We start from the raw sequence: 18,417 nt of genomic DNA on the forward strand, positions 1-18,417 counted from the left end.
ACTACGCGGCCGACACCGCCGGTCAGCCGTTGGCGTTGCCAGCGCTGAGCGTGCAATACGCCGACTATGCGATCTGGCAGCGTCACTGGCTCGAGGCCGGTGAGCGTGAGCGGCAATTAGCCTACTGGGTGCAGACCCTGGGCGACGAACAACCGGTATTGGAGTTGCCCCTCGATCATCCGCGCCCGCCCGTACAGAGCTTTCGCGGTACGCGCCTGGACCTGAACCTGCCGGCGGAACTGGGCGCGGCGCTCAAACAGTTGGCCCAGCGCGAAGGCGCCAGTCTGTTCATGGTCTTGCTGGCCTCGTTCCAGGCCTTGCTGCATCGCTACAGCGGTCAGCCGCAGATCCGCGTCGGCGTGCCGGTGGCTAACCGCAATCGGGTCGAGACCGAGGGCCTGATCGGCTTTTTCGTCAACACCCAGGTGCTCAACGCCCATGTGGATGGACAACTGCCGTTCGACCGTTTGCTCGCGCAGGTCAAGCAGTCGGCCATGGCGGCCCAGGCTCATCAGGACTTGCCGTTCGAGCAGTTGATCGAGGCCCTGCAACCTGAGCGCAGCCTCAGCCACAGTCCGATCTTCCAGGTCATGTTCAACCACCAGACCGCCAGCGACACCCAGGACCGGCAACTGCAACTGCCGCACTTGAGCGTCGAAGACCTGGTGTGGGAAGGGCGCACCGCCCAGTTCGATCTGACCCTGGGCACTTATGAAACCGGGCAGGGTGTCGCGGCGGAGCTGACTTACGCCACCGACCTGTTCGAACCCCACACCATCGAACGTCTGGCTCGCCACTGGCAGAACCTGTTGCAAGGCATCGTCGATGCGCCGCAGCAGCGCATCGGTGAGTTGCCGCTGCTCGACACCACCCAGCAGCGCCTCACGCAGCAAGACTGGCACCGCGTGGTCGAGCATGGCAGCGACGCCCTGTGCGTGCACCAGCGCATCGCCGAACAGGCGCGGATAACGCCTGATGCACTGGCGTTGACCATTGATGGACAGGCCTTGAGCTACGGGCAACTGGAGGCACGCGCCAACCAGCTCGCCCACCGCTTGATTGGCCTGGGCGTGACGCCGGACCAGCCAGTGGGGATCGCGGTGCAGCGCGGCGCCGAGATGATTGTCGGCCTGCTGGCGATTCTCAAGGCCGGCGGCGCTTATGTGCCGCTGGACCCGGCATACCCCGAGGATCGTCTGGCCTACATGATCCAGGACAGCGGCATCGAGTTGCTGCTGACCCAAACCCGCTTGCAGGCCGAACTGCCGATCCCGGCGAGCCTGCGTACCCTGTTGCTGGACCAGCCGGACGCCGCTTGGCAAGCCGCACCGCCCACGTGCCCGACGGTGCCACTGAGCGCCGAGCACCTGGCCTACGTCATCTACACCTCCGGTTCCACCGGCAAACCCAAGGGCGTCATGGTCCGCCATGGCGCGCTGAGCAACTTCGTCACGAGCATGATCGCCCGGCCAGGCATCACGGCCAGCGATCGCATGCTGTCGTTGACGACGTTTTCCTTCGATATTTTTGGCCTGGAAATCTACGGGCCGCTGTCGGCCGGAGCCAGCGTGGTGCTGACCGGCCAGAACGTGCACCAGGATCCGCAAGCGGTGCTGGCGCTGATCGAACAACACGATGTGACGGTGTTGCAAGCCACGCCTTCGAGCTGGCGTATGTTGCTGGATCATGAACACTCGGCGTCGCTGGCCGGTCGCACGTTCCTCTGCGGCGGCGAGGCGTTGCCCCTGGAGTTGGCGCAACGACTGCTGGCGCTTTCGCCGAAGGTCTGGAATCTCTATGGCCCGACCGAAACCACGATCTGGTCGGCGGTGCATCCGTTGAGTCTGGAAAACAGCCGTCCGTTCCTGGGCAAGCCGCTGGACAACACCGCCCTGTATATCGTTGGCAGTGACCTGACGCTCAACCCTGCGGGCGCGCCGGGTGAACTGTTGATCGGTGGCGACGGCCTGGCCCGCGGTTACTTTCAACGCCCGGCCCTGACCGCCGAACGGTTTGTGCCGGACCCGTTCTCCACTAGCGGCGAGCGGCTGTACCGCACCGGCGACCTGTGCCGCTATCGAGCCGAAGGCGTGGTCGAGTACATCGGACGCATCGACCATCAGGTCAAGATTCGCGGCTTGCGCATCGAGCTGGGTGAAATCGAAGCCGCGCTGCTGGCCCAGGACAGTGTGCGGGAAACCGTGGTGGTGGCCCATGAAGCGCCTACCGGTGCGCAACTGGTGGGTTACGTGGTGCCCGCGACCGGTGAAGTAGCGGACGAGGCGTCGTTACGTGCTTCGCTCAAGGCCGCGCTCAAGGCGCAATTGCCCGAGTACATGGTTCCGGCGCACCTGGTGTTCCTGGCGCAACTGCCGCTGACGCCCAATGGCAAGGTCGATCGCAAGGGGTTGCCGGCGCCTGAGGCCAGCCAATCGCAAAGCGACTACGTGGCTGCGCGCACCGCCACCCAACACATCGTGGCGGGGATCTGGCAGGACGTGCTCAAGCTTGAACAAGTGGGCCTGAACGATCATTTCTTCGAGCTGGGCGGCCATTCACTGCTGGTGACCCAAGTGGTGACCCGGGTACGCCAGGCGTTAAAGGTCCAGGTACCGTTGCGCACCCTGTTCGAACACAGTGTGCTGGAGGATTTCGTCGCGGCCCTGGGAGTGGAGCAGGCCCATCAGGAGCCGCCGCTGGTGGCGTTGCCGCGCCAGCGATTGATGCCGTTGTCCTACGCCCAGGAACGCCAATGGTTCCTCTGGCAGTTGGAACCGACCAGCAGCGCGTACCACATTCCAGCGGCGTTGCGCCTGCGCGGCGCGCTGGACCTGACGGCGTTGCAGCGCAGCTTCGACGCGCTGGTGGCGCGCCACGAATCCTTGCGCACGCGCATCGTCCAGCAAGACGGGCAGGCATGGCAGGTCATCGACCCGGCGGCTGCGCTGGAAATCGCCGTACAAGCCGTGCCGGCGAACCTCGACGAGGACGCGCTCAAGGCCTTGGTCGTCGAGCAAACCCGACGCCTGTTCGACCTGCAACAGGGGCCGCTGATGCGGGTCCGGCTGTTACGCCTGGCCGCCGATGACCATGTGCTGGTGCTGACCCAACACCACATCGTCTCCGATGGCTGGTCGATGCAGGTGATGATCGATGAGCTGATGGATGCGTACGCGGGCTTCAGTGCCGGGCAGCCACGCATCTGGCCGGCATTGCCGGTGCAGTACGCTGACTATGCCGCCTGGCAGCGGCAATGGATGGAGGCCGGCGAGCGTGATCGTCAATTGAATTACTGGACAGCGCAGTTGGGTGGCCACCAACCATTACTGGAGCTGCCCACCGACCGTGCACGTCCGTCCGAACAAAACTATCGGGGCGCGCGCCATGAAATCCCCTTGAGTGCCTCCTTGACCGACGGCCTCAAGCAACTGGCCCAGCGTGAAAACGTCACCCTGTTCGTGCTGTTGCTGGCGTCGTTCCAGGCCTTGCTGCACCGCTACAGCGGGCAGGCCGACATTCGTGTCGGCGTGCCGGTGGCCAACCGCAATCGGGTCGAGACCGAAGGGCTGATCGGTTTCTTCGTCAACACCCAGGTGCTCAAGGCCGACATCGACAGCCAGCAAAACCTGCGCAGCCTGTTGCAACAGGTGCGCGAGACTGTGCTCGGTGCCCAGGCCCATCAGGATCTGCCATTCGAACAATTGGTGGACGCCCTGCAACCGGAGCGCAGTCTCAGCCACAGCCCGCTGTTCCAGGTGATGCATAACCACCAGACCCGTCATCCGCGTCAAGGGCAGGGCGTGGCACAACTCGCGCATGTCGATGTGCAGGCCCTGACCTGGGCCACTGATACAGCCAAATTCGACCTGACCCTGGATACCTTTGAGTCGGCGGATCAGGTCTGGGCTGAAATGACCTACGCCACCGATCTATTCGACGCTGCCACCATCGAGCGTATGGGGCAGCACTGGACGAACCTGCTACAGGCCCTGATCACCGATTGCGGGCAGCGCATCAGCCAGGTGCCATTGCTGGACAGCGCCGAACAGGCAGCCACGCTCTGTCTCTGGAACCCACAGGTGGCGAACTTCCCGAGTCAGCAGTGTCTGCATCAGCGGATCGAAGCCCAGGCGTTGCATTCGCCCGAAGCGGTGGCGGTCAGTTATCTGGACCAACACCTGAGCTACGGCCAGCTCAACGAGCAGGCCAACCGCCTGGCTCATCAGTTGATCGAAGCCGGCGTCGGGCCGGACGTACGTGTGGGCCTGGGCATGGAGCGCAGCCTGGAGATGCTGGTGGGGCTGCTGGCGATTCTCAAGGCCGGTGGCGCCTATGTGCCGCTGGATCCGAGCTATCCCGAAGATCGCCTGGCCTACATGATCGCCGACAGCGGCATCGGGCTGCTGTTGACCCAGCGTTATCTGCTCGGTCGCCTGCCGGTGCCGGACACCGTGCGAAGCCTGTTGATTGATGAAGACCGGGCCGGCTATAGCGATGCCAATCCGGCCGTGGCGATGAGCGCGGACAACCTGGCCTACGTGATCTACACCTCCGGTTCCACCGGGCAGCCGAAGGGCACCTTGCTCGCTCATCACAACGTGCTGCGCCTGTTCGAGGCCACCGAAGGCTGGTTCGGCTTTGGTGCGGACGACGTCTGGAGCCTGTTCCATTCCTTTGCGTTCGACTTCTCGGTCTGGGAAATTTTTGGGGCGCTGCTGTACGGCGGCCGATTGGTGGTGGTGCCGTATGACACCAGCCGCTCGCCGGAAGATTTTTATGCCTTGCTTTGCCGTGAAAAAGTCACGGTGCTGAACCAGACCCCATCCGCCTTCAAACCGCTGATGCAAGTGGCCTGCGTGGCGCCCCCGGACGCGCCACAACTGTCGCTGCGCTACGTGGTGTTCGGTGGCGAGGCGCTGGAGGTCAAGAGTCTGCGGCCATGGTTCGAACGTTTCGACGAGCGCACGCCGCAGTTGATCAACATGTATGGCATTACCGAGACCACGGTCCACGTGACCTACCGTCCGCTGACCGAGGCCGATTTGCAGGGCGAGGTCAGCAGCCCTATTGGCGAACCGATTGCCGACCTGTCGTGGTACTTGCTCGACGGCGGCCTGAACCCGGTGGCCGCCGGTTGCATCGGCGAGTTGTACATCGGCCGTGCCGGTCTTGCGCGGGGGTATTTGAACCGTGCCGACCTGACCTGCCTGCGCTTTATCCCGGACCCGTTTGGCGGCGAGGGTGGCCGGCTCTATCGCACCGGCGACCTGGCGCGGTATCGGGCCGATGGCATCATCGAATACGTCGGTCGTATTGACCATCAAGTGAAGATCCGCGGCTTCCGCATCGAGTTGGGTGAAATCGAAGCCCGGCTGCTGGAACAGGCGTCAATCCGCGCAGCCGCTGTGCTGGCGGTGCCGGGCCTGAGCGGGCCGCAATTGGTCGCCTACCTGGTGCCAACTGACGCCGATTTGCTCAGCGACCCGGCGTCGCAAAACCAATGGCGCGACGACGTGCGGGCCCAGCTCAAGGCCACCTTGCCTGACCACATGCTGCCGGCGCACCTGTTGCTGCTGGAGCGCCTGCCACTCACTGCCAACGGCAAGCTCAACCGCAACGCCTTGCCAGCGCCGGACGCAAGCGCCGTGCAACAGACCTATCAGCCCCCCCAAAGCGAGCTGGAACAGCGCCTGGCGGCTATCTGGCAAGAGGTGTTGAAACGTCCGCAAGTGGGGCTGGACGACAACTTCTTCGAGCTGGGCGGCGACTCCATCATCTCGATCCAGGTGGTCAGCCGCGCCCGTCAGGCCGGTATTCGCCTGAGCCCCAAGGACCTGTTCCAGCACCAGACCGTCCAGCGTCTGGCCCTGGTGGCGCAGCTCGAGGATGACCAGGCCCGGGTGGACCAGCAACCGGTGCAGGGCCAGGCATTGATGTTGCCGATCCAGCAGCAGTTCTTCGAGGACGACATTCCCGAGCGTCACCACTGGAACCAATCGGTGCTGCTCAAGCCGCGCGTGGCCCTCGAGGCGGACAAACTTGAGCAGGTGCTGCGAGCGCTGGTGACTCACCACGACGTGCTGCGCCTGGGCTTCACCGCCCGGGACGCCGGCTGGGTGGCCGAGTATCGAGATGTCGAGCGGTTGTCCCACGAATGCTTGTGGCAGGCCGATCTCAGCGACACCGCCGAACTCGAAGCCCTGGGCAACCGGGCGCAGCGCAGTCTTGATTTGCAAAACGGCCCGCTGCTGCGGGCGGTGCTGGCGAACCTGGCTGACGGCAGCCAGCGTCTGTTGCTGGTGATTCATCACCTGGCAGTGGACGGCGTGTCCTGGCGCATTCTGCTGGAAGACTTGCAGAACGCTTATCAGCAGTTACTCGACGGACAGCCGTTGAAACTGCCGGCCAAGACCAGCGCTTTCAAGGACTGGAGCGAACACCTTCAGCGCTACGCCGCGAGCCCGGTATTGCAGCAGGAGCTGACGTACTGGCAGGACTGCCTGAAGGACATCAGCACCGATCTGCCCTGCGAGCGGATCGACGCCGGCCAGCAGAATCATCTGCAAGCCACGGTCATGACGCGGCTCGATGCGACCCTGACCCGACAATTGCTGCAAGAGGCCCCGAGTGCCTATCGGACCCAGGTCAACGACCTGTTGCTGACCGCCCTGGCGCGGGTCATCGGGCGCTGGACCGGGCAGCCTTCGGTGCTGATCCAGCTGGAAGGCCATGGCCGCGAAGAGCTGTTTGATGACATCGACCTGACCCGCACCGTGGGCTGGTTCACGAGTGTATTCCCGGTTCGGCTGACGCCATTGCTCGGGTCAGGCGATTCGATCAAGCGGATCAAGGAACAGCTGCGCTCGATCCCGAACAAGGGCATTGGTTTTGGCGCCTTGCGCTACTGCGGTGACGAGCAGGTGCGGCAAACCCTCGCTGGCCTGCCGACCCCGCGAATCACCTTCAACTATTTGGGCCAGTTCGACGGCAGCTTCGAAGGTGACGACGGGGCGCTGTTCACCCCGGCCCACGAAAACGCCGGTCTCGACCAGAGCGCCGACGCGCCGATGGGCAATTGGCTGACCCTCAACGGCCAGGTGTATGGCGGCGAATTGAGTGTCGGCTGGAATTTCAGCTGCGAACGCTTCCACCCACAGGTCATCGAGCGCCTTGCCCGGGAATATGCTGACGAGCTGGCTGCGTTGATCGCTCATTGTGTCCAGCCCGACAGCTTGGGTCTGACACCGTCGGACTTCCCGCTGGCGGGCCTGACCCAGGCGCAGATTGACGGCTTGCCGATGCCGGCGCAGCAGATCATCGATGTTTATCCGTTGTCAGCGATGCAGCAAGGCATACTGTTCCACAGCCTTTATGAGCAGGCGGCCGGCGACTACATCAACCAGGTTCGCCTCGATGTCGAAGGCCTGGACCCGCAACGCTTCCAGCGTGCCTGGCAGGGCGCCGTGGACCGCCACGATATCCTGCGCACCGGCTTCGTCTGGCAAGGGCTGGAGCGGGCGGTGCAAGTGGTGCATAAACAGCTCGACATGCCGTTCACCGTGCTCGACTGGCGTGAGCGCGGTGACACCCGTGCGGCCCTCGACGCGCTGGCCCAGGCCGAACAGGCCCGGGGCTTCGACCTGACCCAAGGGCCACTGCTGCGCATGACCGTGGTGCAACTGGACGACCTGCGCTGCCACCTGATCTACACCAACCATCACATCCTGATGGACGGCTGGAGCAATTCGCAGCTGCTGGGCGAAGTGCTCCAGCGCTACGCTGACCAGCCGGTGCCGGCCACGGCCGGGCGCTATCGCGACTACATCGACTGGCTGCAGCGCCAGGATACGCTGGTCAGCCAGGCGTGGTGGTCAACACAACTGGCGAACCTGCAAGAACCGACGCGACTGGCCCACGCCATCCAGCGACCGGCCGGCGATCAGGCGCGGGAGGGTCATGGCGAGCGTTATCAATTGATCGAAGCAGGGCAGACGCGCCTGCTGGGTGAATTCGCCCGGCAGCAGAAAATCACCCTCAACACTTTGATCCAGGCCGCCTGGCTGCTGTTGCTGCAACGCCTGACCGGCCAGCAGACGGTGGTCTTCGGTGCCACGGTGGCTGGACGCCCGACCGAACTTGTCGGCGTCGAACAGCAGATCGGCCTGTTTATCAACACGCTGCCGGTGATCGCCAGCCCAACCCCCGCGCAGACCGTCGGCCAGTGGCTGCAAAGTGTCCAGGCGCAGAACCTGGCGCTGCGCGAGCATGAACACACGCCGCTGTTCGATATCCAGCGTTGGGCCGGCCAGAACGGCGAAGCGCTGTTCGATAACATCCTGGTGTTCGAGAACTACCCGGTGTCCCAGGCGCTGGAGCAGGGTGCCCCCGGGCAACTGCGCTTCAGCCACATCAATAATCACGAGCAGACCAACTATCCGTTGACCGTGGTGGTCAATGCCGGTGACACGCTGTCGTTGCAATACAGTTATCGGCGCGAGGCGTTTGCCGATGGCGTGGTCGAGCAATTGAGCACCCTGTTGGGCAACCTGCTGGGACAGATGACGCAATCGGCCGATACGACCCTGGGCGAGCTGGTGTTGCTGGATGCCTCGCAAGCGCAAGTGATCGAGCAGTGGAACGCCACCGCCGTGCCGTTCGCCCTGGAACAGGGCGTGCACAGCCTGATCGAAGTCCAGGCCCAACGCACCCCCCACGCCACGGCATTGGTGTTCGGCGAGCAATCGTTGAGCTACGGCCAGCTCAACGCCCGAGCCAATCAACTGGCCCATGCCCTGATCGAGCGGCAGGTCGGGCCGGACACGCTGGTGGGCATCGCGGTGGAGCGCAGCCTGGAAATGGTGGTCGGTCTGCTGGCGATCCTCAAGGCCGGCGGCGCCTACGTGCCACTGGACCCGGAATACCCTCGCGAACGCCTCAGCTACATGATTGCCGACAGTGGCATCGGCCTGCTGCTGACCCAGGAGCGTCTGCTGGGCGATCTGCCGCTGCCCGAAGACCTGCCGCGCCTGTGCCTGGAACCTTCGGGCGCGGCGTTTGCCGCGTATCCGAGCGTTGACCCGCAGGTGGCTTGCAGCCCGGCGAACCTGGCCTATGTGATCTACACCTCCGGTTCCACCGGCCAGCCCAAGGGCGCCGGTAACGCCCATCGGGCCTTGACCAACCGTTTGTTGTGGATGCAACAGGCCTATGAGCTGACGCCAGCGGACACGGTCTTGCAGAAGACGCCGTTCAGCTTCGACGTCTCGGTATGGGAGTTCTTCTGGCCGCTGATGGTCGGCGCACGCCTGGTGGTAGCGGCACCGGGGGACCATCGGGATCCGGCCCGGCTGATCGAACTGATCAACCGCGAGCAGGTCAGCACGCTGCACTTTGTGCCGTCGATGCTCCAGGCATTTTTGCAGGACGCCAATGTCCACTGCTGCACCAGCCTGACGCGCATCGTGTGTAGCGGCGAGGCGCTACCTGTGGAGGCGCAGTTGCAGGTGTTCGCCAAGCTGCCAGGCGCCGGGTTGTACAACTTGTACGGCCCGACTGAAGCGGCTATCGACGTCACCCATTGGACCTGTCGTGAAGAAGGCCGTGACAGCGTGCCCATCGGCCAGCCGATTGCCAACCTGTCCACCTACATCCTCGACAGCGGCCTGAACCCGTTGCCCGTTGGTGTGGCTGGCGAGTTGTACCTGGGGGGCGTGGGCCTGGCCCGTGGTTACCATCGTCGTCCGGGCTTGAGCGCCGAGCGTTTCGTGGCTAGCCCGTTCGGCGATGGGCAGCGCCTGTACCGCACCGGTGACCTGGCGCGGTATCGCGCCGATGGTGTGATCGAGTACGTGGGCCGTATCGACCATCAAGTCAAGTTGCGCGGGCTGCGCATCGAGTTGGGTGAGATCGAGGCGCGCCTGATGGCGCATGCCGCCGTGCGTGAAGCGGTGGTTGTGGCTCAGAACGTGGCGGGCAGTCAGCAACTGGTGGCCTACCTGGTGCCGGCCGAGCCCGGCGCGAACGACTCGCTGAACGAGCAACTGGGCGCGTGGCTGGCTGAAAGCCTGCCGGACTACATGGTGCCGTCCCACCACGTGTGGATTGAACAGATGCCGTTGAGCCCCAACGGTAAGCTTGACCGCAAGCGCCTGCCGGCACTGGACCTGGCGGTCGGGCAGTACGTCGCGCCAGCCAACGCCACGGAGCATGCGCTGGTGGATATCTGGCAGGCCGTGCTGGGCCTGGAGCTGATTTCCACCACCGACAACTTCTTTGCCCTGGGCGCCGATTCGATCATTTCGATCCAGGTGGTCAGTCGTGCCCGTGAACAAGGCATCGACCTGAGCCCGAAAGACATCTTCCAGTTACCCAGCATCCGGCAACTGGCGGAGCGGGTGCTGGCGGGTGAAGGCTCCACGCCGCCCGCCGCCGCGCTGGTGGAAATGCCGTTGCACGGGCTGACGGACGAGCAGGTACGCGAGCTGCCGCTGCCCCAAGGCCAACTGGACGGGCTGTATCGACTGTCACCGATGCAGCAGGGGATGTTGTTCCTGGGCTTGAATGCGCCGGAAGCAGACCTGTACATCAACCAGTTGAGCATTCCGGTCCAGGGCCTGGACCCGGCGCGCTTCAAGGCCGCATGGGAAGCGGTGAGCCGGCGTCATGACATCATGCGCACGGGCTTTCTCTGGCAGGACATGGCCGAGCCGTTGCAATTCGTGCTGGCCGATGCGGCGTTGCCGATCAGCTTGCTGGACTGGCGCGACCAGGACGTTCCTGACTATGCCCTGCAACAACTGGCCGACCGCGAGCGGGCCAAGGGCTTCGACCTGGATTGCCCACCGTTGCAGCGTCTGGTGTTGGTGCGCGTCGGTGAGGACAGCCATCAACTGATCTGGACCTATCACCACATCCTGATCGACGGCTGGAGCAGTTCCCAACTGATCGGTGAAGTGCTCAGTCACTACTCGGGCCGCGATGTGCCCGAGGCGGTGCCGTACCGCCACTACATCAACTGGCTTGCCCAGCAGGATACCGCCGCCGGGGAAAGTTTCTGGCGCCGGCACCTGGCCGACCTTGACGAGCCGACCTACCTGGCCGATAGCGTGCCGAGGAAAGTGGGGCAGGGCAGCGGACATGAGGCGCTGTACAGTCGCCTGGGTCAAGCCCGGACCGAACAGCTCAAAGCCTTCGCCCGCTCCCAGCAAGTCACCCTCAACACCTTGGTGCAAGGCGCGTGGCTGGTGCTGCTCAGTCGCTACAGTGGCCAGCGCTGCGTGGTGTTTGGCGCCACGGTGGCGGGCCGACCGGCCAGTCTGCCGGCGTCGGAGTCGATTCTGGGCCTGTTCATCAACACCTTGCCGGTGATCCAGGAAGTGCGCTGCGAGCAACCGGTTGGCCAATGGCTGCGGGACTTGCAGGATTACAACCTGGACATGCGCGAACGCGAATACACGCCGTTGACCGATGTCCAGCGCTGGGCCGGTCGTGCCGGACAGTCGCTGTTCGACAGCATCATCGTGTTCGAAAACCATCCCATCGACCAGGCGCTGCGTGAATGGCGCGACGACTCGCTGAGCTTTGGCGAAAGCAGCAGCGCCGGCCTGACCAACTTCCCGATGGACCTGATGGTCACCCTGGAAGAAGGGCTGGTGATCGAATACATGTTCCTGCGCGAGCATTTCGACCGGGCCACGGTGGAAGGTATCCGCACCAATCTGGAAGGTTTGCTGGCGGCCCTGTGCGAGGACGCGGCGCGACCCTTGGGCGGCATTGGCCTGGTCACCGGCCAGGCGCTGGTCTCCGTGCCAGGCGAGCAATTGCCAGCGACGTTGCCGGTGCACCAGCGCATCGGCCAATGGGCGGCACAATGCAGCGAACAGACAGCGGTTATCTTCGATGGCCGGCGGTTCAGCTACGGGCAGATCGATGCCCAGGCCAATCGCCTGGCCCATGCGTTGATGGCCGAGGGCGTCGGCCCGGATGTGCGGGTTGGCGTCGCCCTGCCTCGCAGCGAGCAGATGATTGTCGCGCTGCTGGCGGTGCTCAAGGCCGGTGGCGCCTACGTGCCGCTGGATGCGACCTATCCGCGTGAACGGTTGAGCTACCTGATGCGTGATTCGGACATCGCCTTGCTGCTCAGCGATTCGAGCCTGAATACCGTGTTGCCGACACAGGACAATGTGCACGTCATCGCGCTGGACCGTCTGGACCTCGACGCCCAACCGGGCACGGTGCCCCAGGTGACGGTGCACCCCGATAACCTCGCTTACGTGATCTACACCTCCGGTTCCACCGGCCTGCCCAAGGGTGTCGGCGTGGCCCATGGCGCCCTGGCGATGCATTGCCAGGCCATCGGCCAACGCTATGAAATGAGCGCGGCCGATTGCGAATTGCACTTCATGTCCTTCGCCTTCGACGGCGCCCATGAGCGTTGGCTGACCACCCTGACCCACGGCGGGCGCTTGCTGATCCGTGATGACAGCCTCTGGACCGCCGAACAGACCTTCAACGCCTTGCATGAACACTGCGTGACCGTGGCGGCGTTCCCGCCGGTGTACCTGCAGCAGTTGGCCGAACACGCCGAGCAGCAGGGCAACCCGCCGGCGGTGCGCGTCTATTGCTTCGGCGGTGATGCGGTGCCGGCGGCGAGTTTCGAACTGGCCAGGCGCGCGCTCAAGCCTCGCTACATCATCAACGGCTACGGCCCGACGGAAACCGTTGTCACGCCGCTGATCTGGAAGGCCGGTGCCGAGGATGAATGCGGTGCGGCCTATGCGCCCATCGGCAGCCTGGTGGGCCAGCGCAGCGGCTACGTGCTGGACAGCGACCTCAATCGCCTGCCGTCCGGTGTTGCCGGTGAGCTCTACCTGGGCGGCGCGTTGGCCCGGGGTTACCTGGGCCGGACGGGGAACACGGCCGAGCGTTTTGTCGCCGACCCGTTCAGTGCTGATGGCGGCCGTCTGTACCGCACGGGCGATCTGGTGCGCCAGCGTGAGGACGGCACCATCGACTATCTGGGCCGCATCGATCAGCAAGTGAAGATCCGCGGTTTCCGCATCGAGCCAGGGGAAATCGAAGCCCGTCTCAAGCAGCAACCCGGTGTGCGCGACGCAGCGGTGGTCGCTCGCGACGGCGCCAGCGGCAAGCAATTGATCGGCTATGTGCTGCCCGGCGACGAGACGTCGGCCAGGAATCTGTGCGAACGTTTGCGTGAGCAACTCAAAGCGAGCCTGCCGGACTACATGGTGCCGGCGCATCTGATGTTGCTTGAACGCATGCCGTTGACCCCCAACGGCAAACTCGACCGTAAGGCCCTGCCGGATCCTGGCACCGATCAATCACGGCAGGCCTACGTCGCGCCACGCACCGAGCTTGAGAAAGCCTTGGTGCAGGTCTGGCAGGATGTGCTGAAAATCGAGCGCATCGGTGTGACCGACCACTTCTTCGAACTGGGCGGTGACTCGATCCTCAGCCTGCAAGTGGTGGCGCGCAGCCGACCGCTCAAGGCCCAAGGCTTGAGTCTGAAACTACGCGACCTGATGCAAAAGCCGACCATCGCGCAATTGGTGGCCGGCCTGCAGGGCGAGGCATCGGTGCCGTCGACGTTGCTGGCGATGAGCGCAGAGGTCCGCAATACCGCGCCGCTGTTCTGCATTCACGCCGGCTTCGGCACGGTGTTCGACTACGAACCCCTGGCCCGGCGCCTGAGCGGCATTCGTCAGGTGCTGGCGGTGCAGTCGTCCATGCTGCTGGATCCGACGTGGCGCGATGAGTCGCTGCCAGCGATGGCCAGCGCCTATGTGGCGCAGATTCGTCAGCGCCAGCCTCAAGGGCCGTACTACCTGCTGGGTTGGTCCTTGGGGGGCACTCTGGCTTTGCTGATGGCTGCGCAACTGGAACGGGACGGGCAGCGGGTCGAGTTTGTCGGTTTGGTGGACAGCTTCGTGCCTTCGGTCGCGGTCAACCGCCACGCCGTGGATGATTGGCGCGCTGACCTGCGGGACTTCGTGCGGGTGACGTTGCCCGAGGCCAGGCTGGCGCTGTCGATCGAGGGCGAGGAGACACCGACGAACCTGCGTGCGCTGTTGTCGACGGCGATGGCGGGCGAAGGCGTGGCATCGACCTACGTCGCCTTGGGGGTCGATGAGTTGGCTCATGTCTTCAGCGTCGCCCGCCGTCTCAAGCAGCTTTCGCTGCAACTGGACCGGTGCCCGGCCGTGGCGGTGGAACCGACGTGCTGGTGGACACCGGGTCGCGAGGCCGAAGCCCTTGAACTGGCCGCGCAGTTGCAGCAATCGGTGCAAGGCGAACAGCTCGACTGTGGGCATTTCCAGATCCCTCGAGACGAAACTTTCCTGGCCGGGGCTGAAGAAATCCTTGCCGAGATCGTTGAATCAGAAGTCTTTTCCTGAACCTGTAGCCGGTCGGGCCTGGTGCCTGGCCGGCTTGGAGAGTGTGTCTAATGTCGTTGAACCCTGATATCGCCGCGTTCCTGGAATTGGTCGGCAATGGCCGCGCCAGCGGCAAACGCGTGCCCATGCACCGGATGAGCCCGGCCGAGGCTCGTGAACAGTTTGATCAGTCCTCGCTGTTGATGGATGCCGGCGGCGAGGCGCTGGAAGTGGTCCAAGCGTTGCGAATTCCGACCCGCGACGGCGCACATCTGTCGGCTCGCCTGTACAGCAACGCTTTGCTGGATGCAGGCTTGGCCCGGCCGGCGCTGTTGTATTTTCATGGTGGCGGCTATGTGGTCGGCAGCCTCGACTCCCATGATTCGCTGTGCCGTAATCTGGCAGCCATGGCCGATTGTGTGGTGGTGTCTGTGGCCTATCGACTGGCGCCGGAGTTTCGTTTCCCCACCGCCGCCGACGATGCCCTGAACGCCTGGGCATGGTTGGTGGCCGAGTCGGGGCGGTTGGGCATTGATGCGCGGCGTCTGGCCGTGGCTGGCGACAGCGTTGGAGGCAGCCTCGCTACGGTGCTGGCGGCGCAACCGCTGGACACGCCACCGTTGTTGCAAGTGCTGATTTACCCGGTCACCGACGCCAGTCGCAGCACGGCGTCCATCGCGCGGTATGGCGAAGGGCATCTGCTGGAAAAGGATTCGTTGAGTTGGTTTTATGAGCATTACCAGCGCGCTGCGGATGACCGCCATGACCCGCGCTTCTCGCCGCTGTTGGCCGACATTCCAGCTCACATGCCGCCGACGCTGCTGGTCCTCGCCGAGTGCGATCCGTTGCACGACGAAGGCATGGCCTACGCCGAGCGCTTGCAGCAGGCCGGGGTGGCGGTAGAGCTCAAGGTATACGCAGGTATGACCCATGACTTCATCCGCATGGGCGCCATTGTCGACGATGCTGAAGAGGCTCAGCAGCATATTGCCCAGCGGTTGGTGGCGGTGTTTGCCGGGTGACGTGAACGCTGGTGAATGATGCATAACAAAAAACGTCGACAGAAAGGTCGGCGTTTTTTGTTTGCTGAAAGCAGCTGCGCTTCACGGGTTTTTCCTGCCACAAACTCCCTGTGGAGCGGGCTTGCTGGCGAAGGCGGCGGCACATCCAACATACTTGCAAGCTGCCCACCGCTTTCGCGAGCAAGCCCGCTCCCACAAGGGATTTGCGGTGGATACCGAATTGGTTAACCCTGAAAAACCGGTGTGGGAGCAAGGCTTGCCTGCGATGGTGGCGGCATATTCAGCATGGATGCAAGCTGATCCAGCGCTTTCGCGAGCAGGCTCGCTCCCACAAGGGATTTTCGGTGGATACCGAATTGGTTAACCCTGAAAAAACCGGTGTGGGAGCAAGGCTTGCCCGCGATGGCGGCGGCACATCCAACATCACCAGCTCAGGCAAACCACCATCGCGAGCCCGCTCTCCCCGTTGTTCTGTGCCTGCTACAAACCCCTCGTGACAGGCAGCAAGCTCTACCAGTTATAGGTCAGGTCCGTGGTCAGGGTGCGGCCCTGGCCGTAGTAGCAGTCCCAGTCGCTACGGCAGCTGGCGACGTACTTCTTGTCTTCGAGGTTTTCCATGTTCATCCGCACACTCACGCCCTTGATGCGCAGGGGAGATTTCTCGAAGTCATAGGACATCATGGCGTCGTACACCGTGTAGGACGGGATCTGGAACGCACCTTCATAATCGGTGCCGTAGCTCTGGCGCACATAACGGGCGCCGATGCCTGCGCCGAAACCGGCCAGGGGGCTGGCGCCGGTGAAGGTGTAGTCGATCCAGGCCGAGGCGGTCAGTGGCGGGGCGCTGGCCGGGTGACGACCTTGGCGACCATCGTTGTCCTTGGTGTACTCGATGTCGTTGCGCGACACCGAACCGATCATCCGGATGTTTTCATTGAGGTTGATCTTGCCTTCCAGCTCGATGCCCTGGGAGCGCATTTCGCCGGACTGCTCACTGACCCCGTATTCGGCTCCCAAAACGCTAGTGACGACGTTTTCCTGCACGATGTCATAGACCGACAGTTGGATAAAACCGTCGATGTCCTTGGGTTCGTACTTGATACCCGCTTCGTATTGCTTGCCGGTGGTCGGTTCAAACGCGGGCCCGGAGATATTCGTGTTACTGACGGGCATGAAGGATTCGGAGTAGCTCACATAAGGCGTGAGACCGTTGTCGAACAGGTAGCCGAAACCGGCCCGGCCGCTGAATTTCTCATCTCGGGTTTTGCTGCTGGTGCCCGCCAGGGGCTGTTTGTTATCGGTGTCGGCGAAGTCGTAGCGCCCGCCGACGGTAAAGAACCATTTGTCCCATTTGAGTTGGTCCTGAACATAGAGGCCGGTCTGGCGGATGGTGTTATCCCAACGATGGGGCGAGGTGAAGTTGATCTGCCCACCATACACCGGGTTGTACATGTCGATGGCCGCGGCGCTGCGGTCATACAGTCCGAGGAACTTGGATTCGAAATGGTAGTGGTCCACGCCCAGCAGCACGGTGTGGTCCAGCTCACCGGTCTTGAATTTGGCCTGGGCGGTGGAATCGATGTTGTAGACCTTGTTGGTTTGCGACCAGTCCACACCGTAGCGACGCATGTAGCGCTGGTCATTGACGCCTGTGGTGGGGTTGGCGATGAAACCATAACCGTGCAGCGTATCCACATACTGGTCATCAACCTGGGCATAGCGGGCGGTCTGCTTGAGGGTCCAGACGTCGTTGAGTTCGTGGGACGCCTCATAGCCGACGACAAATTGCTCGCGGTTATACTTGTTCACATCCGGCTCGCCAAAGAACGTCGAGCGGCTGTACTTGCCGTTCGGGTTTGGCAACACAGTGCCGGAGGCGGGCAGGCCCTGGGCGGACGGGGTGTCGTGGTCTTTCTGGTACTGGGCGAAGATTGTAATGCTGGTAGCGTCGCTCGGGTTCCAGGTCAGGCTGGGTGCCAAAAGCATACGGTTGCTTTCGACGTAGTCGATTTCCGAACCGGAGTCTTCCACCATGCCGGTCAGGCGGTAGAGAAACTCGCCCTGATCATCCAGTGGGCCGCCCAGGTCAAAGCCGAGCTTCTTGCGGTCGTTATCGCCGGCGCCCAAGGTCACTTCATGCAACGGCATGGCGGTGGGGCGCTTGCTGACCATATTGACGATACCGCCCGGCTGGTTCTGGCCGTAAAGCACCGAGGCCGGGCCCTTGAGCACTTCGATGCGCTCCAGGGTGTACGGGTCGATTTGCAGCGCGCCGCCGGTGCTGCCACCGCCGTAGGGCAGGTGCAGGCCGTCGAGGTACAGCGGTGTGGGGATGAAGCCACGGGAGGTCGGTTCGTCGAAGATCGTCACGCGGTCGGAGAAGCCACCACCGGTCATGCCGGCGGTGTAACGCAGGGCTTCGGTCACGCTTTGCGAGCCGCGCAGCTTGACTTCGTCCTGGGTGATGACGTTTACGGTTTGCGGTATTTCATTGAGCGGTGTATCGGTTTTGCTGCCCGTACCGGTTCTTTTCGCGACGATCCCATCGACCGCCCCCCACGCCGACTCCTGGGTCCCTGAAATATTGATTGGCGCCAGATCCAGGCCGGCACCGTTGCTGCGGCTCTGCAACGTCACGCTGTTGCCTTGGACGCTATAGGTGATGTGGGTGCCTTGAAGCAACTGGGCCATGGCCGCCGCCGGTTCCAGGTCGCCGCTCACAGCCGTGCTGCGCACGCCGCTGACATCGTTCGGGCTGTAAAGCACTTGCAGGTTGGTCTGGCGACCGAATTCCTGCAAGGCGCTCCCCAGCGCCTGAGCAGGAATGTTGATCGCCACGACTTGTGCGTGGGCATGGCCGATCATCGGCAAGGTGAGCGCCATCGCGCAGAGGGTCGAAAGGTTTGGTCGAAATGAGCGGCGGATTAGCAGAGCCTTGGCGAGAGGGTTAAGTCCGTGCGGTGCGGGCATTGTTCTTCTACTCTTTAAGTGGTGATGAGAAC

General features: G+C 63.4%; 3 protein-coding genes (1 of these 3 cut by a window edge). 2 read left to right on the top strand and 1 reads right to left on the bottom strand.

All coding sequences use genetic code 11. The annotated features are described in order from the left end of the window. A protein-coding gene (locus MA884_RS22155) for a non-ribosomal peptide synthase/polyketide synthase (protein ID WP_256232517.1) crosses the window boundary here: on the top strand, positions 1-14,414 show its 3' portion. Its footprint begins 601 nt before the window's first position; the window shows 14,414 of its 15,015 coding nt (coding positions 602-15,015); its start codon lies beyond the left edge, outside the window; the stop codon is at positions 14,412-14,414. 50 nt (positions 14,415-14,464) lie between these two features. Next, positions 14,465-15,415 carry an alpha/beta hydrolase gene (locus MA884_RS22160; protein ID WP_256232518.1) on the top strand — a complete coding sequence of 317 codons (951 nt, stop codon included), beginning with the start codon at positions 14,465-14,467 and terminating at the stop codon, positions 15,413-15,415. A 510-nt stretch (positions 15,416-15,925) separates the two neighbouring features. On the opposite strand, the gene MA884_RS22165 is transcribed toward MA884_RS22160, so the two are convergent. Continuing rightward, complete coding sequence (locus tag MA884_RS22165; RefSeq protein ID WP_256232519.1) at positions 15,926-18,385, bottom strand: TonB-dependent siderophore receptor; 2,460 nt, start codon at positions 18,383-18,385, stop codon at positions 15,926-15,928. Positions 18,386-18,417 lie beyond the last annotated feature (32 nt).

This window comes from Pseudomonas sp. Q11 (assembly GCF_024494355.1).
Taxonomy (GTDB): Bacteria; Pseudomonadota; Gammaproteobacteria; order Pseudomonadales; family Pseudomonadaceae; genus Aquipseudomonas; species Aquipseudomonas hefeiensis.

Coding starts and splice junctions, on each gene's coding strand:
- MA884_RS22160 (WP_256232518.1), top strand. CDS start 14,465: ATGTCGTTGAACCCTGATATCGCCGCGTTCCTGGAATTGGTCGGCAAT.
- MA884_RS22165 (WP_256232519.1), bottom strand. CDS start 18,385: ATGCCCGCACCGCACGGACTTAACCCTCTCGCCAAGGCTCTGCTAATC.